Below are 21,546 nucleotides of genomic sequence, written 5' to 3'. Positions count from 1 at the left end.
CAGCTTGTCCGCCTTGCCGAGCAGGTTGTCGATCACGCCGAGCTTGTCGGACACCTTCGAGCCGCCGAGGACGACCACGTAGGGGCGCTCAGGCGCTCCAAGGCGTGCAGTTGCGCCGACTCGGCTCCACCCAGGTTCGGCTACTTCTCGAAGACTGCCTGGTCGAGGACGCGGCGCTCGTCGTCGGCCAGGACGACTAGCTCTTCGCGGGTGAGGCCGGTGCCTTCGCCGGTGGGGGAGAGGTTGATGAAGAACTCGTGCTTGACGGTGTCGTGGAAGGAGGTCTCCCGCATCGAGATGAAGTCGAGGTCGGCGAGGTCCTGGAGCAGCAGGCGGAGGTGGTTGGGGGTGCAGACCCAGTTGTGGGTGTCGATGTAGCGGTCCCCGCGCTGGGCCTCCTCGCCACTTGCCTTCACGGCCTCCAGGGCGTGGGCGAAGGTGTAGTCGCCCTTGTGGCGCGGGCCCCAGGCGGTGATGCCGCCGTGCTTGGCGGCGTTGAGCCGCTCCTCGATGACCGCGCCCATGGTGTGCACCGACGACGGGTAGAGCGAGGCGTCGATGACGCGCGAGAGCGAGGCGCGCTCACGGAAGCGGTCGAAGCAGTAGCGGTGGTCGGGGATGACCAGGGCGAGCACGCCTTCGGGGTTGAGCAGCTTCTCGCACTCGTTGATGAAGTCGATCATCGAGGTGGTGTGCTCGATGACGTGGGAGGCGACGACGAGGTCGAAGCGCTCCGGGATCACGTCTGACCAGGGAGTTCCCGGCCGGAAGACGTAGTCGACCTCCTCGATGTCATCGGGGTCGTACTGGGAGAAACCGGCATAGCGCTGAACCAGACCCTGGCGGTCGAGATAGTCGACGATGCGTACGTCATAGCCGTCCCGCTTGGGCAGGATCGCGTTGTGCGCGGGGCCGATCTCCAGGATCAGGGCGTCGGGCTTGACCCCGGCGAGCACCTGCTCGCGCCGCAACTCCAGCCGGTCCAGGCCCGGGATGGCCGGCACCGCGGTGGTGCGGTTTCGATCGCCCTGCAGCCCGTCCACCTTCGTACGCAGCTTCTGGTTGCGCTGCTTGAGCTCGTCGATCCGGTCGTGCAGGCGCGCAGCCTCGGCATCGGCGGCACGGACGGTCTGCAGACCTGCGGCGGCGAGGCCGCGGCGTACGGCGCCCCTGAAGGTGGGCAAGACAGGTCCTCCTGAGAAGAGAGTTTCAGCTGTTGCGGGGTGGGATGTAGGGCTCGGCGGCCAGTGCGGCCCGGCCGCGCTCGGCGCCGAGGGCGTGCTCGTCGTCGGGCACGGCCTTGTCGTTCTCGGGATCGAGCACGTCACGCATGAGGTCGGGGACGAGCGAGCGGCCCAGCACGATGTGCAGGTGGTAGGTCAGCCAGTCGTCGAACGAGTAGTCCCCGGAGAAGGCGCCAGCGGCGAGCTCGGCCCGGGTCGGCGTGCGCGCGAGGTAGGCGTCCTGCAGGGTGCCGCTCAGGTAGCGCTGGTAGTCGCGCATCCCGTGGTGGCGCGGGCTCGGCTTCAGGTCGGGGTTGGCCTCGTAGCCCTTGCCGGCGTTGATCACCTTGCGCTCGAGCTGGGCCCAGGAGCGCCACGGGAGGTGGAGCACCTCGAGGGCGACCTCGTCCGGCGGCTGGCCGTTGCTCATCAGCGAGACGAAGTGGTTGCCCTGGACGACCTTGATGTCCGACTCGCCGCGGTGGATCGCGTTGGGCGTCGGATGCGCGTGGAGCCCGACCGCCTCGAGACGCTCGTCGGAGCGCCGGTCGCGCCACTGGAGCCGGTTGATGCCGCCGCCGGTCCAGGCGGGCGGGCCGACGAGGTTCTCGACCTCGACGGTGAACGCGTTCAGCGACAGGGGAGTGGCCTCGAGCGCCTGGCGTACGGTCAGGCCCTTGTCCTTGGGCACCAGGAACTCGTCGGCGTCGAGGTTGAGGACCCAGTCGGCGCGGAAGTGGGTGCGGGCGCGTCGGGCCATCGAGGTGACGACCTTGCCCTGCTGCTTCTCGTGGACGGGGTCGTGGTGGAGCTCGACCCGTCCCGTGGCGGCGTAGCGCTCGAGCACCTCGGTGGTGCCGTCGACCGACGCGTTGTCCGTGACGATCAACGTGTCGACACCCTGGTCCAGGTGGTGCTCGATCATCGCGGCGACGATGTCGACCTCGTCCCGGACCATCATTGTCCCGATGATCCTCATGCCGTGAAACACTACCGGCCCGGTGGACGTTGTCGAGATCCCGCGCCGTACGACGGGACGCCCCGGGCGCGGGCGCGTGCCCGCGCGTGCCGTTGTGTGCTCCGGGGGCGAGGTGTGCGAGGGTGGACGCCGTCCGTGCGTATCCAGAAGGGGGCTGGCCGAGCCAGTGACGACCATCCTTGTCATCTTCGTGGCGATGTTCCTCATCGTCGCGCTGGCCGGACTCGTGATCGTCTACACGGTCTTCCCCCACCGCGGACAGAAGATGCCGTACGCCACCAAGCTCGGTGCGGCGATGGAGCGGGCCGTCGACACGGCCCCCACGCTCAGTCCGGCCACGCGCCTGCAGACCCGCCGCGAGGACCGTCTCACCGAGCTGCTCGGTGAGCGCAAGCCAGGAACTACGGAAACTAACCCCTAGTTTGATTGGATGAGGCCCATGGACATGGTCACCCTCATCGTCATCATCGCGGTCGCCGCTGTCGCGATCATCGGCGGCGGCATCGTCGGCCTGGTCGCCAGCACCCGGCGCCGCAAGGCCCGTTCGCTGCCGACCGAGGCGGAGACCGATGTCATCACCCGCCCGGAGGAGCCGTCGGTCGGGGAGGCCGAGCCGGAGACGGTGCCGGCGGAGCCCTCAGTCATCGAGAAGCCGGAGAGCACCGCCTCCCGCCTGGTGCGGCTGCGCCAGCGCCTGGCCGGCTCCAACGCGCTGGGCCGCGGCCTGCTCAACCTGCTCTCGTCCGACCGGCTCGACGAGGACACCTGGGAGTCCATCGAGGACCTCCTGCTCACCGCCGACATCGGCGTCACCCCGACCCAAGAGCTGGTCGAGGGGCTGCGCACCCGGCTGCGCGTCGAGGGCGGCAAGGTCGACGTCAAGGCGGCGCTGCGTGATGAGCTGATCAAGCTGGTCGACCCCGGCATGGACCGCCGGCTCCAGGTCAGCGGCTCCGACGGCGCCCCCGGTGTGGTGCTGATGGTCGGCGTCAACGGCACCGGCAAGACCACCACCACCGGCAAGCTCGCCCGGATCCTGGTCTCCGAGGACCGCAAGGTCGTCCTCGGTGCCGCCGACACCTTCCGTGCCGCCGCCGCCGAGCAGCTGACCACCTGGGGCGAGCGCGTCGGCGTCGAGGTCGTACGCGGCCCGGAGGGCACCGACCCGGCCAGCGTCGCCTTCGACTCGGTCAAGGAGGGCCTCGACACCGGCGTCGACACCGTCATCGTCGACACCGCCGGCAGGCTGCAGAACAAGGCCGGCCTGATGGATGAGCTCGGCAAGGTCAAGCGCGTCATCGAGAAGCAGACCCCGGTCACCGAGGTCCTGCTCGTCCTCGACGCCACCACCGGCCAGAACGGCCTCATCCAGGCCCGCGTCTTCAGCGAGGCCGTCGCGGTCAGCGGCATCGTCCTCACCAAGCTCGACGGCTCCGCCAAGGGTGGCATCGTCGTCGCCGTGCAGCGCGAGCTCGGTGTCCCGGTCAAGCTCGTCGGCCTCGGTGAGGGCCCCGACGACCTGGCCCCGTTCACCCCTGAGGCCTTCGTCGACGCGCTCCTGGGCTAACTCCCTGTGCCACATGGCAGGATCGCCGGTATGCGCCATTCACTCGCCGGCCGGGCCGAGACTTCCATGCAGGCACGACTGCTCGCCCAGCTCCGTGACGAGGGCCCGCTGTCGCGGGTTCAGCTTGCTGACCGGCTGAACGTCTCCCGCACCACGATCGCGGCCGAGGTCGGCCGGCTCACCGAGCTGGGCATGGCTCACGAGGTCGGGCCGGCGGCCTCCCGTGGCGGCCGGCGCTCGACACTGGTCGACCTCGCGCCGGACATCCGGTTCGTCGGCATCTCGATCGGCGCCACCAGCATGTCGGTGGGCCTCACCGACGGCCGGCTGTCGGTGATCGCCACCCGCACCCGGGCGTGCGACATCCGCAGCGGCCCGGAGAAGGTGCTCGCGACCGCGCTCGACGAGGTACGCGCGCTCCTGGACGAGCACGACGTCACCGAGCCGATGGGCGCGGGCATCGGCGTACCCGGGCCGGTCGACTTCCACCGCGGCGTCTCGGTGTCTCCGCCGATCATGCCGGGCTGGGACGGCTACCCGGTGCGCGACGCGGTCGCCCGGGAGTTGGGCTGCCCGGTCGTGCTCGACAACGACGTGAACGTCCTCGCGGCGGGGGAGCAGCACGCCGGCGTCGCCCGGACCGCTCGTGACTTCCTCTACGTCAAGATCGGCACCGGCATCGGCTGCGGGATCGTCGTGGACGGGGAGCTCTACCGCGGCGTCGACGGCTGCGCCGGCGACATCGGCCACATCCGCGTCGAGGACTTCGGGCCCACCTGCGCCTGCGGCAACACCGGCTGCCTGGAGGCGTTCTCCGGAGGGGCGGCGCTCGCTCGCGAGGCGCTCGCCGCGGCCCGTTCCGGACGCTCTCCGGTGCTGGCCGAGCTGCTCGCGGAGAAGGGCGAGCTGAGCGCCGAGGACATCGCCATCGCGGTGGCCCGTGGCGACGCCCAGGCTGTCCAGCTCATCCGGGAGAGCGGACACCGCATCGGCCAGGTCCTGGCCAGCCTGGTCTCGTTCTTCAACCCCGGCCTGATCGTCATCGGCGGCCGGGTCAGCAAGCTGGGCCACGGCCTGCTCGCCGAGATCCGCAGCGTGACCTACCGCCGCTCGCTGCCGCTGGCGACCGGCAACCTCCCGATCGTGCTCAGCGAGCTGGGTGACGAGGGCGGCGTCATCGGGGCCGCCCACCTGATCAGCGCCTCGGTGTACGCGCCCAGCAGCGGAGAGGCGTAGACCCGGCTCCCGGGCCACCTCAGAGGCGGACTAATGTCCCATCTTTCGAAATCATCTTGCGAAAGTACGCAAGTCACTTGACGTGACCGGCGTCACATCGATACGTTCGCGGACGATCTCGCTCCCCTCCCATGCAGCGAGAGAAGGAGATGGACCGTGCGCAGATTCACCCTCTGGAGCGTCGCCACCACCGTGGTCTCCGGCCTCCTGGTTCTCCCCCTCACGACGTCCGCGGACGCGGCCCCGACGGCCGCCCCGCCGCCTGACACCGACTTCGAGAAGGTGACCCTCAACGACCGCCCCGGTGAGCCGATGGACCTCGCGGTCCTGCCCGACGGGGACGTCCTCCACACCACCCGCGCCGGGAAGGTGTGGCTCAACGACTCCGACACCGGCGTCAACAGCGTCGCAGCCCAGTTCAACGTCTACCAGCACGACGAGGAGGGTCTGCAGAGCATCGCTCTGGACCCCGGATACAACGGCCGCACCAACAAGTGGGTCTACGTCTACTACTCGCCCCCGATGAACACCCCTGTCGACGACCCGGCCACGCCGGACGTCAACGAGGGTGACGCCCCCGAGTACGGCACGCCCGCCGACTTCGAGCCCTTCAAGGGTGCGATCCGGCTCTCGCGCTACAAGTTCGCCGGCGGCAAGATCGACCTGTCCACCGAGCAGCAGATCATCGACGTACCGGTGGACCGGGGGCGCTGCTGCCACGTCGGCGGCGACATCGTCTTCGACTCCGCGGGCAACCTGATCCTCGCCACCGGCGACGACACCGACCCGTTCCAGTCCGACGGGTACGCCCCGCTCGACGACCGCGAGAACCGCAGCCCGGCCTTCGATGCGAGGCGTACGGCCGCCAACACCGACGACCTGCGCGGCAAGCTCCTCCGGATCAAGCCGAAGGCAGGCGGCGGCTACACCGTCCCGGCCGGGAACCTGTTCGCGCCGGGCACCGACAAGACCCGTCCGGAGATCTACGCGATGGGTCTGCGCAACCCGTTCCGGATCGAGATCGACCCGCAGACCGACCGCGTCTTCGTGGCCGACTACTCGCCCGACGCCTCTGCCGCGAACCCGGACCGCGGGCCGGCGGGCCAGGGCAAGTGGACCGTCGTCACGGAGCCGGCCAACTACGGCTGGCCGCTGTGTGCGACCGCCGAGCTGCCCTACCGCGACTACGACTTCGCGACCGGGACCTCGGGTCCGGCGTTCGACTGTGACGCCCCGGTCAACGACTCTCGGCACAACACCGGTCTGACCGAGCTCCCGCCGGTCACTCAGCCGACCGTCTGGTACACCTACAGCCAGTCCGAGGAGTTCCCCGAGCTCGGCGCCCAGGGCGGCATCGCCCCGATGGCCGGCCCGGCGTACGACTTCCGGAAGTCGGCGACCAAGGACCCGCTCTCCGGTGCCTGGCCGGCGTACTACGACGGCGTTCCGCTGTTCGCGGAGTGGGGCCGGGACTACATCAAGGGCATGCGGCTCGACGCTGACGGCGAGCTCACCGGCATCGAGTCCGTGCTCTCCACGTTCGCCACGGACAACGTGATGGACCTGGAGTTCGGCAAGGACGGCTCGCTCTACATGCTCGAGTACGGCGACGGGTTCTTCAGCGAGAACGAGGAGGCCCAGGTCTCCCGGATCGACTACATCGCCCGCACCGGCAACCACAGCCCGAAGCCGGTCATCAGCGCCGACAAGACCGCGGGTCAGCCGCCGCTGACCGTCGCCTTCGACAGCGCCGGGACGACCGACCCCGACGGCGACCGCCTCGTCTACCAGTGGGACTTCGACGGTGACGGCAGGTTCGACGCCACCGGGAAGACCGCCACCCACACCTACGAGGAGCCGGGGGCCTACCGTGCGACTCTGACCGTCACGGACAAGGGCAAGGCGGGCCGCGGCAAGCACGCCTCGGCTGACGTCGACGTCGTCGTCGGCAACGACGTCCCGGTGGTGACCCTGACGACCAGCCCGGCGCCCGGCGAGGCGTTCCACTTCGGTGACACCGTCCAGTTCCAGGTCGAGGTGACCGATGACCAGGCCGTCGACTGCGCCCGGGTCTCGGTGACGTACGTCCTGGGCCACGACGAGCACGGGCACCCGCAGTCCACCGCGAACGGCTGCAGCGGCTCGATCGTGACAACCGTGCCCGGTGGCCACGACCCCGGGCAGGACGACCTGAACGCCGTCTTCGTGGCGGAGTACACCGACCCCGGCGAGGGCGACATCCCGGCGCTCACCGGCACTGACGAGGTGGTGATCGCACCCAGCGAGTGACCCTCGCGATCAACCTGAAAGGGGCATCCGGCCAGCCGTGGCCGGGTGCCCCTTTCGGCTACTTTGTCCAATCACTTTCCAAAGTTCGACAGAAACTTTGCAGAAACCGCCACGAAAGGGTTGTACAACGTGAGAAAGGTCACTAGTTTGTCTCTCAGTCACCGAATTCTGTGACTGCCATCACAGGCTGCCTGCGATGGGCGACGCACCCTGGACAGGAGGCAACCGTGCGCGACGCAGACATCACCGTGCGGGTCTCCGCCACCGCCGACCCGGCCGCCGTCCGGAACGCGCGGATGGGTCTGCTCCTTCGGTCCCTCCGTGATCGCGGCCCGCGCTCGCGCGGGCGCCTGGCCGAGGAGACCGGACTGACCCGCACGGTCGCGACCGGACTGATCGAGGACCTCGCCGAGCTCGGGCTGGTCACCTGCGCGGACGCCGACCGCCGCGGCGCCGGCCGCCCCGGCGTCCAGGTCCGGCTCGTCGGCGGCTCGGTGTGCGGGATCGGTGCCGAGATCAACGTCGACCACCTCGCCGTCGTCGCCGTCGACCTCGCCGGGACGGTGATCGCCGAGTTCCGCCGCGGCATCGACGGCCGCAGACTTCCGCCGGAGGATGTGCTGGCCGAGCTCGCGGGCCTCGTCGACGACGCCCTCGCCGAGGCACGGACCGCCGGCGCCACCGTCGCGGGCATCACCGTCGGCGTCGCGGGCCTCGTCGACACCGCGACGCAGCGGGTCACCCTCGCCCCGAACCTCGGCTGGCGCGACATCGACGCTGCCGAGGACGTACGCCGCCGGCTGGCCGCCGACGCCGCGCCGGTGCCGCCGGTGCGCGTGGCCAACGAGGCCACCCTCGCCGCCACCGCCGAGCTCGACCTCACCGACGCCGACCGCGCCGACATGGTGGTGCTCTATGGCGAGGTCGGCCTGGGCGGCGCGATCGTCAGCGGCGGCCGAGTGGCTCCGGGCCGGCACGGCTGGGCCGGCGAGATCGGCCACCTCCCGGTCGACCCTCGCGGTCGGCTGTGCGGTTGCGGCCGCACCGGCTGCTGGGAGACCGTGGTCGGTCTGCGGGCGCTGCTCGAGGCGGCCACCGACCCCGACGACCCGGTCCGCGACCCGGTGCTGACCCTGGAGGAGCGGCTCGCCACCCTGGTCGAGCGGGCCCGGCTCGCCGACGGCCGCACCCTGGCGGCGCTGGACGAGGTCGGGACCTGGCTCGGCACCGGCGCCGCAGTCCTCGTCAACACGCTCAACCCCGGCACCGTCGTGCTCAGCGGTTACTTCGCCGTGCTCGGCGAGTGGCTGCGCCCTGCCGTCGAGGCGCGGCTCGCCGCCGACGTCCTCGCGCCACGCGCCGGTGGAACCCAGGTCGCGATCTCTGCCTTCGGCCCCACCGCCGCGGTACGCGGCGGCGCACTGGTCTCCCTGGAGCCGGTGCTCTCCGACCCCACTGCCCTCGCCGAACTGCACGGAGGAACCCGATGACCCAGACCCCGAAGCCGTCGCCGGACGGCCCCGCCGCCAGCGCAGACGGGGGTGACGTACTGCTCGAGATGACCGGGATCGTGAAGCGGTTCCCCGGCGTGCTCGCCCTCGGCGGCGTCGACCTCGACGTCCGCGCGGGGGAGGTGCACTGCCTGCTCGGACAGAACGGCGCCGGCAAGTCGACCCTCATCAAGGTGCTCTCGGCGGCGTACCAGCCCGACGAGGGGGAGATCCTCTGGGAGGGCGAGCCGGTCCGGCTGACCACACCGGTCGCCGCCATGAAGCGCGGCATCTCGACGATCTACCAGGAGCTCGACCTGGTGCCTGGGCTCACCGTGACCGAGAACATCTTCCTCGGTCACGAGCTGGCCACCGCCGGGTTCAGCCGCCGCAGCGAGGCGACCCAGCGGGTGCGTACGCTCCTGGCCCGGCTCGGCCACAGCGAGGTCGACCCGAACAAGCTGGTCGGCGACCTCTCGCCGGCCGGGCAGCAGATCGTCAGCATGGCGCGGGCGCTCTCCCACGACACCCGTCTGCTCATCCTCGACGAGCCGTCGGCGGTCCTCGACCAGGAGGAGGTGGACAACCTCTTCCGGGTGATGCGCGGCCTCACCGCAGAGGGTGTCGCGATCATCTACATCTCCCACCGCCTCGAGGAGATCCGCCAGATCGGCGACCGGATCACGGTCCTCAAGGACGGCCGCACCGTGGCCACCGGGCTCCCGGTCGAGGAGACCCCGACCCGGGAGCTGATCACGCTGATGACCGGCCGCCAGATCGAGTACGTCTTCCCCGAGCGCCCCGCGATCGCACCCGGTCGGGACGGCACGCCGGTGCTCGAGGCCACCGGCCTGTCCGGTGACCGCTTCCACGACGTCGACCTCCGCGTCCACGCCGGCGAGATCGTCGGTCTGGCCGGCCTGGTCGGCTCCGGCCGCTCGGAGATCCTCGAGACCGTCTACGGCGCCCGCCGCTCCAGCGCGGGCACGGTCAACGTCAACGGCCGCAAGCTGCGCCGTGGCTCGGTGCGGGCCGCGGTGGCCGCCGGGATCGGCCTGGCTCCCGAGGAGCGCAAGAGCCAGGCGCTGCTGCTCGACCAAGCGGTCTACCGCAACGTGACCGTCTCGTCCCTGAACCGGTTCTCCAAGGGCAGCTTCCTCGACAGCGGCGCCGAGCGCCGCGCCGCCGAGGAGCTCAGCCGCTCGCTCGACGTACGTCCGGCCGGGGTGGACCGGCCGGTCCGCAACCTGTCGGGCGGCAACCAGCAGAAGGTCGTGCTCGCCCGTTGGCTGCTGCGCGACTGCAAGGTGCTGCTCCTCGACGAGCCCACCCGGGGCGTCGACGTCGGGGCACGCACCGAGATCTACAACCTCGTCCGCCGCCTGGCCGACGAAGGTGTCGCCGTGGTCGTGGTGTCCAGCGAGGTGGAGGAGGTGCTCGGTCTAGCCGACCGGGTCCTCGTCATCAGCGAGGGCTCCGTCGTCCACGAGGGACCCGCCACCGAGATCGACGAGTCGAAGGTCCTGGACCTCGTGATGGAAGGAGAGGTCGCATGAGCGACACACCGACGGGCGCCGCGACGCAAGCGGACACCGCCCGGGTGGAGAAGGAGGCTGCCCGCCGGGCCGAGCCCGGCGGCATCGGGCAGCTGATGCGCAGCGGCGCGGGCCACAACCTCGGCCTGGTCCTGGCACTGGCGCTGCTCGCCCTGGTCGGCGTCGTCACCGGCGGCGAGCGGTTCGCATCGGTCGACAACGTGATGACGATCCTCCGCCTCGCCGCGGTGATCGGCGTGGTCAGCATCGGGATGACCTTCGTCATCACCGGCGGTGGCATCGACCTCTCGGTGGGCGCGCTGGTCGCGCTCTCCTCGGTGTGGTGCACGACGCTGTCCACGCAGGCGATGGCCAACGACTACCACTGGATCTTCATCGTCACCACGGCCCTCCTGGTCGGCGCGGGTGCCGGTCTGATCAACGGCCTGCTGGTGGCGTACGGCGGAGTTGTGCCGTTCATCGCGACGCTGGCCATGATGGCCAGCGCCCGCGGTCTGGCCGAGATCATCTCTGCACGCAAGACCCAGATCGTCAGCGTGCCGGGCTTCACCGACGCGTTCTCCCGCGACGTGCTCGGGATCTCGGTCCTGGTCTGGATCTTCGTCATCGTGGCCGTGATCGGCTGGGTGCTGCTCAACCGCACCACCTTCGGCCGGCGCACCCTTGCCATCGGCGGCAACCCGGAGGCCTCGCGTCTGGCCGGCATCAACGTACGCCGCCACACCGTGCTCCTCTACGTCCTCGTCGGTCTCTGCTGCGGCATCGCCGCGATCATGCTGGTCAGCCGCACCACGACCGGAAGTGCCACCCACGGCCAGCTCTACGAGCTCGACGCCATCGCCGCGGTCGTCATCGGCGGCACCCTGCTCTCCGGCGGGCGCGGCACCATCGTCGGCACCGTCTTCGGGGTGCTGATCTTCATGACCCTCACCAACGTGTTCGTGATCAACAACCTCTCGATCTCCGCTCAGGCCTTTACCAAGGGGCTGATCATCATCGCCGCCGTGCTGCTGCAGAAGCGGTTCTCACGACAGCCAGGGTCATGACCGCCCTACGCCATCCAGCCAGCCGTCCACGGCTCTCGGACCAATCCCTTCTCCACCTCGCACGATCTAGGAGCACTTCCATGAAACTGAAGTCCACAGCAAGAATCGTCGTCGCCGGCCTCTCGGTGCTCGCCCTCTCGGCGTGCATCAGCAACACCCCCGAGAAGTCCGACAACGTCGGTGGTACGTCCAACGCCGAGGCCGGCTCCAACGACGAGAAGGGCGACACGGTCGTCATCGGCTTCTCGGCCCCCGCCGCCGACCACGGCTGGATGGGCGCGATCAGCGAGCAGGCGAAGGCCGCCGGCGACTCCTACGAGGACGTCGAGCTGCGCCTGGCGGAGGGCACGAACGACGTCAACCTGCAGATCAGCCAGGTCGAGACCTTCATCAACGACAAGGTCGACGCCATCGTGCTGCTGCCCTTCGACGGCGCCGCGATGACGCCGGTGGCTCTCAAGGCGATGGAGGCCGGCATCCCCGTCATCAACGTCGACCGTGAGTTCAACGACCCCAACGCCGCCCGGGTCACCGTGCTCGGCGACAACTACGGCATGGGTGTCTCGGCCGGTGAGTACGTCTGCGAGCAGGCCGGTGGCAAGACGGACGCCGTCGTCGCCGAGATCGCCGGCATCGACTCGCTGCCCCTGACCCAGGACCGCAGCAAGGGCTTCAAGGACGCGCTGGCCAAGTGCGACCTCGACGTCGACAACCGGGTCGCCGCCGACTTCACCGTCGAGGGCGGCGAGAAGGCGGCCTCCAACCTGCTCCAGGCCGCGCCGAAGATCGACTTCCTGTGGAACCACGACGACGACCAGGGCGTCGGCGTCCTCGCCGCGATCAACAACGCCGGTCGCGACGAGTTCACGATGGTCGGTGGCGCCGGCTCGGCCAACGCGATGCGCGAGATCGAGTCGGACAAGGGTGTCCTCAAGGCGACGGTCATCTACCCCTCCACCCAGGCCGCTGACGGCATCAAGCTCGCCCGGCTCCTGGCTCAGGACAAGGCCATGTCCGACCTGGTCGAGGTGACCGTGCCGCGCACCATCCAGCTGGACGCGCCCGTCGTCACCAAGGAGAACGTGGACGAGTTCCTGCCCACGGCCTTCGAGTCCTGATCGAGCCCGACCCAGCCAGACCGCAAGATCGCTCCGCGCTCGGGCGCGGAGCGACACCACCGAAACACAGGATCGAGTTCCGATGACCGAGCAGAACGCCACGCTCGGGGTGGGGATGATCGGCTATGCCTTCATGGGCGCCGTCCACTCCCACGCCTGGCGCAGTGCCCACCGCTTCTTCGACCTTCCCCTGACCCCGCGGATGCAGGTTCTCTGCGGCCGTGACGCGACTCGCGTGGCGGAGGCCGCCACCCGGTTCGGCTGGGAGGAGAGCGTCACCGACTGGCGCGACGTGATCGCCCGCGACGACGTCGACCTGGTCGACGTGTGCACGCCCGGCGACACCCACGCGGAGATCGCGATCGCCGCGCTCGAGGCCGGCAAGCACGTGCTCTGCGAGAAGCCGCTGGCCAACAGCGTGGCCGAGGCCGAGCGGATGGCCGCGGCCGCCGCGGTGGCCGCCGAGCGTGGAGTGCGGGCGATGGTGGGGTTCACCTACCGCCGGGTGCCCGCTATCGCCCTGGCCCGGAAGCTGGTCGCCGACGGCCGTCTCGGAGAGCTCCACCACGTGCGTGCGCAGTATCTCCAGGACTGGCTGGCCGACCCCGAGACCCCGCTGAGCTGGCGCCTCGACAAGACCAAGGCCGGCTCGGGTGCGCTCGGCGACATCGGCGCCCACGTCATCGACCTGACCCAGCACATCACCGGAGACCGGATCCTGGAGGTCTCCGGGATGCTGGAGACGTTCGTCAAGGAGCGCCCGGTGGCGGAGACCTCGTCCGGGCTCTCCGCCACCGCCGGCGCCGAACGTGGGCCGGTCACCGTCGACGACGCCGCGCTGTTCCTGGCGCGGTTCGCCGGGGGAGCGGTCGGCTCCTTCGAGGCCACCCGCTTCGCCACCGGCCGCAAGAACGCGATCCGGATCGAGATCAACGGGTCGAAGGGCAGCCTGGCCTTCGACTTCGAGGACATGAACGTCCTGCACTTCCACGACGCGACCCTGCCGGCCACCGAGGGCGGCTTCCGCCGGATCGTCGTCACCGAGCCCGAGCACCCGTGGGTGGCCGGCTGGTGGCCCCCGGGCCACGGCCTCGGCTACGAGCACGGCTTCACCCACCAGGTCGTCGACCTCGTTCGGGCGCTCGGCGAGGGCACCGAGCCGACGCCGACGTTCGCCGACGGACTCCAGGTGCAGCGCGTGCTCGCCGCGGTGGAGACCAGCTCAGACACCAGGACCTGGCAGGAGATACCCGCCTGATCCACTCGGGGCCGCTCGGCCGATTCCAGCCTGTTCAGACCGTTGAGCACAGAAGGGATACGCACATGAAGCACGGATCGAGAAGGTTCCGGACGCTGATCGCGGGAGTCGGGCTGGTGGCGGTGGCCGCCTTCGCCCCGGGCCTGTCAGCGGCGCCGGCCGCGAGCGCGGACCGCTCCGATGTGAGCGAGGGGGCCGGGACGTACGACGTCCTGGTGTTCTCCAAGACCGCTGGGTTCCGGCACGGCTCCATCCCTGACGGCATCGCGGCGATCGAGCGGCTGGGGGCCGAGAACGGCTTCACGGTGACCGCCACCGAGGACGCGGAGGTGTTCAACGACACCGACCTGGCGGCGTACGAGGCGGTGCTGTGGCTCTCCACCACCGGCGATGTCCTCGACGCCGGCCAGCAGGCCGCGTTCGAGCGCTACATCCAGGACGGCGGTGGCTATGTGGGCGTGCACGCCGCCTCCGACACCGAGTACGACTGGCCCTGGTACGGCGGCCTCGTCGGTGCCTACTTCGCCGGTCACCCCGCCCAGCAGACCGCGACGGTGAAGGTGCATGCGCACAACACCGCGGCGACGGCCGAGCTGCCGAAGCGGTGGACGCGCTGGGACGAGTGGTACAGCTTCCGCGACCGTCCGGCCGACTCGATCCGGGTCCTCGCCGACCTCGACGAGCGCAGCTACGACCCGGGCCGGTTCGCCATGGGTGACCCGCACCCGATCGCCTGGTGCCACCGCTACGACGGCGGCCGGGCCTTCTACACCGGCATGGGCCACACCTCGGAGTCGTTCACCGAGCCGGAGTTCCTCTCCCACGTGCTCGGCGGCATCCAGATGGTCGCCGGGGCCGAGCGGTTCCGTTGCGAGGCGGATCGATGAGCCGGGTCGGACTGTGGCTGGTCGGTGCGTGCGGCTCGGTCGGTGTCACCACGACCGTCGGCGCGCTGGCCGTCCGGGCCGGGCTCGCCGGTCGGGTCGGACTGGTCGCCGAGCAGCCGGAGATCGCCGCAGCCGGGCTGCCGTCCCTGGACGATCTGGTGATCGGTGGGCACGACCTGCGGGCGGACCCGTTGCTGAAGCGGGCCGAGCGGCTCGCCGCGGGCGGGGTCGTTCCCGCCGGGATCCTGCCGGCGATCGCCGGTGAGCTGGAGGAGGTCGAGACGCGGCTGCGTACGGGCTATGACCCGGCGGGCGCCGAGCCGCAGGGTGTCGCGGTCGAGCGGCTGACCGCCGATCTGGTGGCCTTCCGTGAGGAGCACGGGCTCGAGCGGGTTGTCGTGATCGACGTGGCGAGCACCGAGCCGCCGGCCGAGGTCGTGGACGGCGGACCGCTCGCCGATCCCGACGCCCTCGACGCGGCGCTGGCCGCGGGGGAATCCCCGCTGCCGGCCAGCTCCGTCTACGTCCTGGCTGCCTACCGGGCCGGCTGTCCGGTGGTCTCGTTCACGCCCAGTCCGGGCCCGCGGCCGCCGGTGCTCGTCACCCTCGCCGAGCGGTCCGGGCTCCCGTGGGCGGGCTCGGACGGGAAGACCGGGGAGACGTTGCTGAAGTCGGCGCTGGCGCCGATGTTCTCGACGCGGGCGCTGCAGGTGAACGCCTGGGCCTCGTACAACATGCTCGGTGGTGGTGACGGCGCCACGCTCGCCGACCCGGCCAACGCGCAGAGCAAGCTCGTCACCAAGGCCCAGGGGCTGGAGGCGATGCTCGGTCACCCGGTGGAGGGGCCGATGCACATCGACTACGTCCCCGACCACGGCGACTGGAAGACCGCCATCGACCACGTCTCCTTCGAGGGGTTCCTCGGGGTACGGATGTCGCTGCAGTTCACCTGGAGCGGCTGCGACTCCGCGCTGGCCGCGCCCCTGGTGCTCGACCTCGCCCGGCTCGTCCTGCGCGCGCACGAGGTGGGGGAGAGCGGACCGCTTCCCTTCGGGTTCTTCTTCAAGGACCCGGCCGGCTCCACCGAGCATCGGCTCGGCACGCAGTGGGAAGAGCTGGTCGCGTGGTGCGCTCGGGTGGGCGGATGACGTCTCGCGCCCGAGCCTTCGCCGAGCTCGTCCGGCTACCGGCGGCCCTCACCGTGCCGGGTGACACCCTGGCCGGTGCCGCCGCGGCCGGTCCGCTGCGGGCCCGCGCGGTCGCGATGCCGGCCGCCTCGGTGGCGCTGTACTGGGCCGGGATGGCGCTCAACGACTGGGCCGACCGGGATCTCGACGCCGTCGAGCGCCCCGAGCGGCCGATCCCGTCGGGCCGGGTCAGCCCGCGGCAGGCGCTGGGCGTGGCCGTCGGGCTGACCGCGGCGGGTGTCGGGCTGGCCGGGCTCGCCGGCGGGCGTCCGGCGGCGGTGACGGCGGCCGCCCTGGCCGGGACGGTGTGGGCCTATGACACCGTCCTCAAGGACACCTCGGCCGGACCGGTCGCGATGGCCGCCGCCCGAGGCCTCGACGTGCTCCTCGGGGCGAGTGCGAGCGGACGTACGCGGGCCGGGCTGGTGCCGGCCGGTCTCCTCGCCGCCCACACCGCCGGGGTCACCCTGCTCAGCCGGGGCGAGGTCCATGGCACTCAGCCGCGCACCGCGAGTCTGGCCGGCGGCGTCACGGCCCTGACCGCGGCCGCGGCGGCCGGCCACGGGCGGGCTGCGCTTCCTGTCGCCCTCGCCGCTACGTACGCACGCAGCGTCGGCTCCGCCCAGCTCGCCGCCGTCTCCTCGCCGGATGCAGGTACGGTCCGGCGCGCCACCGGCGCCGGGATCCGCGGGATGATCCCGCTCCAGGCGGCGCTCATCGCCCGCCGCTCGCCCTTGGCCGCGGTCGCGCTGCTGGCCGCCGGGCCGGTCGTCAAGGCCGCCTCGAAGGTGGTGTCACCGACATGAGCACGACGAGCACGTTGCGGTTCGGCTACGGCACCAACGGCATGCACAGCCACCGGCTCGAGGACGCGCTGAGCCTCCTGGCCGCACTGGGCTATGACGGGGTCGCGCTGACCCTCGACCACCTTCACCTGGACCCCTTCCGGCCGAACCTGGCGGGCCGGGTGGCCCAGGTCGGCCGCCGGCTGGACGAGCTCGGCCTGTCGGTCGTGATCGAGACCGGCGCTCGCTACATCCTCGATCCGCTCCGTAAGCACTACCCGACCCTGCTTCATCCGGGCCCGGACGCGAGCCGCCGGGTCGACTACCTGCACCGGGCGGTCGAGGTGGCCGCCGACCTCGGCGCCGAGGCGGTCTCGTTCTGGTCGGGCACCCTGCCGGACGGCGTGGACGAGGACCGGGCCTGGGGACGCCTGTGCGACGGAGTGTGGCGGGTCCTCGACGTCGCGACCCGCCGCGGCGTCGTGTGCGCCGTCGAGCCCGAGCCCGGGCACTTCGTCGACACCCTCGACTCCGTGATCGAGCTGCGGCGGCGCCTCGACGACCCGGAGCTGCTGCGGGTCACCCTCGATCTCGGCCATGTGGTGTGCAACGAGCCGCGGGGGATGGCCGAGACCATCCGCCTCGCCGGGCCGCTGCTGGCCAACGTGCAGGTCGACGACATGGTCGAGGGCGTCCACGAGCACCTGGAGCTGGGCACCGGCGAGGTCGACTTCGCCGCCGCGCTCGGCACCCTCGTCGAGATCGGCTACACCGGGCTCGCCGCGCTCGAGCTGCCCCGCCAGTCCCACGCCGCCCCGGTCGTCGCCGAGCGCTCCCTCGCGTTCCTGCGCGAGACCCTCGACGACCTGCCCCGATCCGAGGAGGTGAGCGCATGAACGAGAAGCTGCTCGCGGAGTGGTGCGCCGAGATCGAGGCCGACCCCACCCGGATCAGGACCCGCTTCCCGGCCGCGGCCAGGGAGATCGGCCGCACGCCGGGCAACTCGCCGGAGCCGGGCGCTGAGCGGGTCGAGGACGACGTACGCGTGCGGCTGCTGGTGGCGCTCGGCCGTGGTCTGACTGGTGACGCCGACGCGTTGAGCGCCGAGGTGCACGACCTCTACCGCTTCGGTGACGCCGACGAGCGGCGCGCGGTCCTGCTCGGCCTCGGGCAGCTCGAGGACGCGATCGGCGACCGCGCCGTCGACCTGCTCCACGACGCGCTGCGCACCAACGACCCGCGCCTGGTGGCGGCCGCGCTGGGGACGTACGCCGGTCGTCTCGATCCCGCCGCGTGGCGCCAAGCCGTCCTCAAGTGCCTCTTCGTCGGCGTACCTCTTCGCCTGGTGGCCGGCCTCGACAGACCCGACGGATCCGACGACGAGCTGCGCCGGATGGTCGCCGACTACGCCGACGAGCGGCGCGCGGCCGGCCGCGAGGTGCCCGCCGACGCCCTCTCCTTCCTTCCCGCCCCCACCCAGACCGCTCGGGAGTCCTGATGCGCATCTTCGACCCGCACATCCACATGACCTCGCGCACGACCGACGACTACGAGGCGATGTACGCCGCCGGCGTCCGAGCCCTGGTGGAGCCGGCCTTCTGGCTCGGCCAGCCGCGGACCAGCGTCGACTCGTTCGTCGACTACTTCGACGCGCTGGTCGGCTGGGAGCGGTTCCGGGCCTCGCAGTTCGGCATCGCCCACCACTGCACGATCGCGCTCAACCCGAAGGAGGCCAACGACCCGCGCTGCACTCCGGTGCTCGACCTGCTGCCGCGCTACCTCGCCAAGGACGGCGTCGTCGCGGTCGGTGAGATCGGCTTCGACTCGATGACCGAGGACGAGGAGAAGGCGTTCAGCCGCCAGCTGGAGCTGGCCCGCGAGTTCGCGCTGCCCGCGATGGTGCACACGCCCCACCGCGACAAGCTGGCCGGGACCCGCCGCACCCTCGACCTCGTCGAGGCGGCCGGGATGGAGCCCCGGATGGTCGTCGTCGACCACCTCAACGAGGTGACCGTCGACGTCGTCGACGAGGCGGGCGCCTGGATGGGCTTCTCGATCTATCCCGACACCAAGATGGACCCGGACCGGATGGTCGCGATCCTCCAGCGCCGCGGTCTCGACCGGGTGCTGGTCAACTCCGCCGCCGACTGGGGGAAGAGCGACCCGCTGCGCACCCGGGCGACCGGCGAGGCGATGCTGGCGGCAGGCTTCACCGAGGACGACGTCGACCGGGTGCTGTGGCGCAACCCGGTGGAGTTCTTCGGTCAGAGCGGACGGCTGCTGCTCGACGTACCTGCGGCCGACCAGGGCGCGACCTTCGCCGGCAACTCGCTGCTGCGAGGTGAGCGGGCATGAGGTTCCGGCACCGCGACGGCACGGTCGTCCACCTCGGCTACTGCAGCAACGTGCACCCCGCCGAGGACGTCGACGGCATCCTCGACCAGCTCCGCCGCTACGCCGGCGAGGTGCGCGCCCGGCTCGGCGTGCAGCGGCTCGGCCTCGGTCTGTGGCTGCCCGCCGCGACCGCCCACGAGCTGGCCGGCGACCCGGCCACTCTCGACCGGTTGCGCACCGGCCTGGACCGCCACGGGCTCGAAGTCGTCACCCTCAACGCCTTCCCGTACGCCGGGTTCCATGCCCCGGTGGTGAAGCGCGACGTCTACTCCCCGGACTGGTCGACCCGGCGCCGCCTCGACTACACGCTCGACTGCGCCCGGGTGCTGTCGGCGCTGCTGCCCGACGATGCCGTACGCGGCAGCATCTCGACCCTCCCGCTGGGCTGGCGCACCCCGTGGTTCACCGACCGCGACCGGGCGGCGCGCGAGCTGATCGGCGAGCTCGCCGACGGCCTGGCCGGGATCGAGGCCGAGCACGGCCGGCTGGTGCGGGTCGGGTTCGAGCCGGAGCCCGGCTGCGTCGTGGAGACGACCCGGGACGCGGTCACCCGGCTCGCCGGGCTGGCCCCCGACCACCTCGGCATCTGCGTCGACACCTGCCATCTCGCCACCCAGTTCGAGGACGCCACCGAGGCGCTCGACCGGCTGCGTGTGGCCGGACTGCCGGTGGTCAAGGTCCAGGTCTCCGCGGCCCTGCACGCCGACGACCCGAGCGACCCGGCCACCCGGGAGGCCCTGGCCTCCTACTCCGAGGACCGCTTCCTCCACCAGACCCGCGAGCCGCGCGGGGCGCGGGTGGACAGCCGCGACGACCTGCCCGAGGCGCTCGCCGGCCATCGTCCGCTGCCGGCCGAGCATCCCTGGCGGGTGCACTTCCACGTACCTCTCCACGCCGACCCGGCCCCGCCGCTGCGCAGCACCCGCGACCACCTCGCGGGCACGCTCGACGCGCTCCTCGGTGGCCCGGTGGCGCACACCGACCACCTCGAGGTCGAGACCTACACCTGGGGCGTCCTGCCCGAGCAGGTCCGCCCGGACGGGGACGCCGGCCTGGTCGCGGGCATCGCGGCCGAGCTGGCCTGGACCCGTGACCGGCTCCTCGAGTCCGGTCTCGAACAGCTGCAGGAGGCATCGGCATGAGCGACAACCTGGGTGAGAAGCTGCTGGTCATCGACGTGGTCGGGATGACCCCCGAGCTGCTCCAGCACATGCCGCGGGTGCGGCAGGTGGGGGAGTCGGGGTTCACCGCCGAGCTGGGCACGGTGCTGCCCGCGGTCACCTGCTCGGTCCAGTCGACCTTCCTGACCGGCGCGCTGCCGCGCGACCACGGCATCGTCGGCAACGGCTGGTACTTCCGCGACCTCGGCGAGGTGCTCCTGTGGCGCCAGCACAACGCGCTGGTCCAGGGCGAGAAGCTGTGGGACGTCGTACGCCGCCGGCGACCCGGCGCGAAGGTCGCCAACATCTGCTGGTGGTACGCCATGGGTGCCGACGTCGACACCACCGTCACCCCGCGCCCGGCCTACCACGCCGACGGCAAGAAGTCGCCGGACTGCTGGACGTGGCCGCCCGAGCTCCACGACACCCTCACCTCGGAGCTGGGGCCGTTCCCGCTGTTCACCTACTGGGGTCCCACGGCCTCGATCAAGAGCTCGGCCTGGATCGTCGCGGCCGCCCGCAAGGTCATGCCCGACCACGACCTCACCCTCGTCTACGTCCCGCATCTCGACTACGACCTGCAGCGCTTCGGCCCGGACAGCCCACAGGCGGCCCAGGCCGCCCGCGACGTCGACGCCACCCTGGCGCCGCTGCTCGACGACGCCGAGGCCGCAGGCGTACGCGTCGTGCTGCTGAGCGAGTACGGCATCACCCGAGCCACCCGCCCGGTCGACGTCAACCGGCTGCTGCGCCGCGAGGGCCTCCTGCACGTCCACCACAACGCCACCGGCGAGCTGCTCGACCCGTGGACCTCGCGGGCCTTCGCGGTCGCCGACCACCAGATCGCCCACGTCTACATCAAGGACCCCGAGGACCTGGAGCGGGTGCGCGACCTGCTGCAGGGTCTGGACGGTGTGGCCGAGGTCCTCGACCGCGCCGGCCAGGCGGCGTACGGACTCGACCACGAACGCGCCGGCGAGCTCGTCGTGGTGGCCGAGCCGGACGCCTGGTTCACCTTTTACTACTGGCTCGACGAGGCGAACGCGCCCGACTTCGCCCGCGGCGTCGAGATCCACAAGAAGCCCGGCTACGACCCCGCTGAGCTGTTCCTCGACCCCGAGGACCGCTGGGTCAAGCTGCGTGCGGCCACCACGCTGGCCCGCAAGACGGCCGGGCTGCGCTACGCCATGAGCGTGGTGCCGCTCGACCCCGCCCCCGTCTCCGGCAGCCACGGCCGGCTGCCGGACGACCCCGAGCGCGGCCCGGTGCTCGTCTGCTCCGACGCCTCCGTCAAGCGCGACCGGTTCGAGGCCACCGAGGTCCGCGACCTGCTTGCATCCCTGCTCCCCTGAACCGCTCCCCTGAGGAAGG

General features: G+C 71.3%; 19 protein-coding genes and 1 pseudogene. 17 read left to right on the top strand and 3 right to left on the bottom strand.

The genetic code is table 11. The features are described from left to right. The 3 genes and pseudogenes from pgk to ABZY89_RS17765 all read right to left on the bottom strand — a co-directional run. Positions 1 to 96: pseudogene (gene pgk / locus ABZY89_RS17775) on the bottom strand (phosphoglycerate kinase); the annotation flags it as partial. A gap of 44 nt (positions 97 to 140) precedes the next feature. Further along, positions 141 to 1,184 (bottom strand): methyltransferase domain-containing protein, encoded by a 1,044-nt coding sequence (locus ABZY89_RS17770; protein ID WP_355229280.1) that lies wholly within the window; start codon positions 1,182 to 1,184, stop codon positions 141 to 143. Positions 1,185 to 1,209: 25 nt separating this feature from the next. Continuing rightward, the gene (locus ABZY89_RS17765; protein WP_355229278.1) at positions 1,210 to 2,202 is read right to left on the bottom strand and encodes a glycosyltransferase family 2 protein; all 993 of its coding nucleotides are present in this window, start codon (positions 2,200 to 2,202) and stop codon (positions 1,210 to 1,212) included. A 166-nt stretch (positions 2,203 to 2,368) separates the two neighbouring features. Between ABZY89_RS17765 and ABZY89_RS17760 the strand changes: the two genes are divergently transcribed. From ABZY89_RS17760 to ABZY89_RS17680, 17 genes are all read left to right on the top strand, one after another. Next, positions 2,369 to 2,623: a hypothetical protein gene (locus tag ABZY89_RS17760; RefSeq protein ID WP_355229276.1), complete on the top strand. Its 255-nt coding sequence runs from the start codon at positions 2,369 to 2,371 to the stop codon at positions 2,621 to 2,623. Between the two features lie 18 nt (positions 2,624 to 2,641). Next, positions 2,642 to 3,769, top strand: a complete 1,128-nt coding sequence (gene ftsY, locus ABZY89_RS17755; RefSeq protein WP_355229274.1) for a signal recognition particle-docking protein FtsY — start codon at positions 2,642 to 2,644, stop codon at positions 3,767 to 3,769. Between the two features lie 30 nt (positions 3,770 to 3,799). Continuing rightward, positions 3,800 to 5,005 carry an ROK family transcriptional regulator gene (locus ABZY89_RS17750; RefSeq protein WP_355229273.1) on the top strand — a complete coding sequence of 402 codons (1,206 nt, stop codon included), beginning with the start codon at positions 3,800 to 3,802 and terminating at the stop codon, positions 5,003 to 5,005. A gap of 156 nt (positions 5,006 to 5,161) precedes the next feature. After that, positions 5,162 to 7,294, top strand: coding sequence for a PQQ-dependent sugar dehydrogenase (locus ABZY89_RS17745; RefSeq protein WP_355229271.1), 2,133 nt, complete (start codon positions 5,162 to 5,164; stop codon positions 7,292 to 7,294). A 227-nt stretch (positions 7,295 to 7,521) separates the two neighbouring features. Next, positions 7,522 to 8,784, top strand: a complete 1,263-nt coding sequence (locus ABZY89_RS17740) for an ROK family transcriptional regulator (RefSeq protein ID WP_355229270.1) — start codon at positions 7,522 to 7,524, stop codon at positions 8,782 to 8,784. Next, positions 8,781 to 10,340 (top strand): sugar ABC transporter ATP-binding protein, encoded by a 1,560-nt coding sequence (locus ABZY89_RS17735; protein ID WP_355229268.1) that lies wholly within the window; start codon positions 8,781 to 8,783, stop codon positions 10,338 to 10,340. The genes ABZY89_RS17740 and ABZY89_RS17735 overlap by 4 nt, the downstream gene beginning before the upstream one ends. Next, complete coding sequence (locus ABZY89_RS17730; RefSeq protein WP_355229266.1) at positions 10,337 to 11,386, top strand: ABC transporter permease; 1,050 nt, start codon at positions 10,337 to 10,339, stop codon at positions 11,384 to 11,386. Before ABZY89_RS17735 ends, ABZY89_RS17730 begins: the two co-directional genes overlap by 4 nt. 80 nt (positions 11,387 to 11,466) lie before the next feature. Continuing rightward, on the top strand, positions 11,467 to 12,504 hold the full coding sequence (locus tag ABZY89_RS17725; protein ID WP_355229264.1) for a substrate-binding domain-containing protein: 1,038 nt from the start codon (positions 11,467 to 11,469) through the stop codon (positions 12,502 to 12,504). A gap of 82 nt (positions 12,505 to 12,586) precedes the next feature. After that, positions 12,587 to 13,762: a Gfo/Idh/MocA family oxidoreductase gene (locus ABZY89_RS17720; protein ID WP_355229262.1), complete on the top strand. Its 1,176-nt coding sequence runs from the start codon at positions 12,587 to 12,589 to the stop codon at positions 13,760 to 13,762. A gap of 65 nt (positions 13,763 to 13,827) precedes the next feature. After that, a complete protein-coding gene (locus tag ABZY89_RS17715; RefSeq protein ID WP_355229261.1) occupies positions 13,828 to 14,649 on the top strand; it encodes a ThuA domain-containing protein in 822 nt (273 codons plus the stop codon). After that, positions 14,646 to 15,797, top strand: a complete 1,152-nt coding sequence (locus ABZY89_RS17710; RefSeq protein ID WP_355229259.1) for an inositol-3-phosphate synthase — start codon at positions 14,646 to 14,648, stop codon at positions 15,795 to 15,797. Before ABZY89_RS17715 ends, ABZY89_RS17710 begins: the two co-directional genes overlap by 4 nt. After that, positions 15,794 to 16,642 carry an SCO3242 family prenyltransferase gene (locus ABZY89_RS17705; protein ID WP_355229257.1) on the top strand — a complete coding sequence of 283 codons (849 nt, stop codon included), beginning with the start codon at positions 15,794 to 15,796 and terminating at the stop codon, positions 16,640 to 16,642. Before ABZY89_RS17710 ends, ABZY89_RS17705 begins: the two co-directional genes overlap by 4 nt. Next, positions 16,639 to 17,517, top strand: coding sequence for a sugar phosphate isomerase/epimerase family protein (locus tag ABZY89_RS17700; protein ID WP_355229255.1), 879 nt, complete (start codon positions 16,639 to 16,641; stop codon positions 17,515 to 17,517). The genes ABZY89_RS17705 and ABZY89_RS17700 overlap by 4 nt, the downstream gene beginning before the upstream one ends. Then, positions 17,514 to 18,119, top strand: coding sequence for an EboA domain-containing protein (locus ABZY89_RS17695; RefSeq protein ID WP_355229253.1), 606 nt, complete (start codon positions 17,514 to 17,516; stop codon positions 18,117 to 18,119). The genes ABZY89_RS17700 and ABZY89_RS17695 overlap by 4 nt, the downstream gene beginning before the upstream one ends. After that, a complete protein-coding gene (locus ABZY89_RS17690; protein ID WP_355229251.1) occupies positions 18,119 to 18,976 on the top strand; it encodes a TatD family hydrolase in 858 nt (285 codons plus the stop codon). Before ABZY89_RS17695 ends, ABZY89_RS17690 begins: the two co-directional genes overlap by 1 nt. Next, complete coding sequence (gene eboE / locus ABZY89_RS17685) at positions 18,973 to 20,157, top strand: metabolite traffic protein EboE (RefSeq protein ID WP_355229250.1); 1,185 nt, start codon at positions 18,973 to 18,975, stop codon at positions 20,155 to 20,157. The genes ABZY89_RS17690 and eboE overlap by 4 nt, the downstream gene beginning before the upstream one ends. Further along, positions 20,154 to 21,527, top strand: coding sequence for a nucleotide pyrophosphatase/phosphodiesterase family protein (locus tag ABZY89_RS17680; protein ID WP_355229248.1), 1,374 nt, complete (start codon positions 20,154 to 20,156; stop codon positions 21,525 to 21,527). The genes eboE and ABZY89_RS17680 overlap by 4 nt, the downstream gene beginning before the upstream one ends. Positions 21,528 to 21,546 lie beyond the last annotated feature (19 nt).

The organism is Nocardioides sp. NPDC006303 (assembly GCF_040613175.1).
GTDB lineage: Bacteria > Actinomycetota > Actinomycetes > Propionibacteriales > Nocardioidaceae > Nocardioides.
The sequence above is the reverse complement of the archived record's forward strand: the minus strand, read 5'-3'. Positions and strand labels throughout refer to the sequence as shown.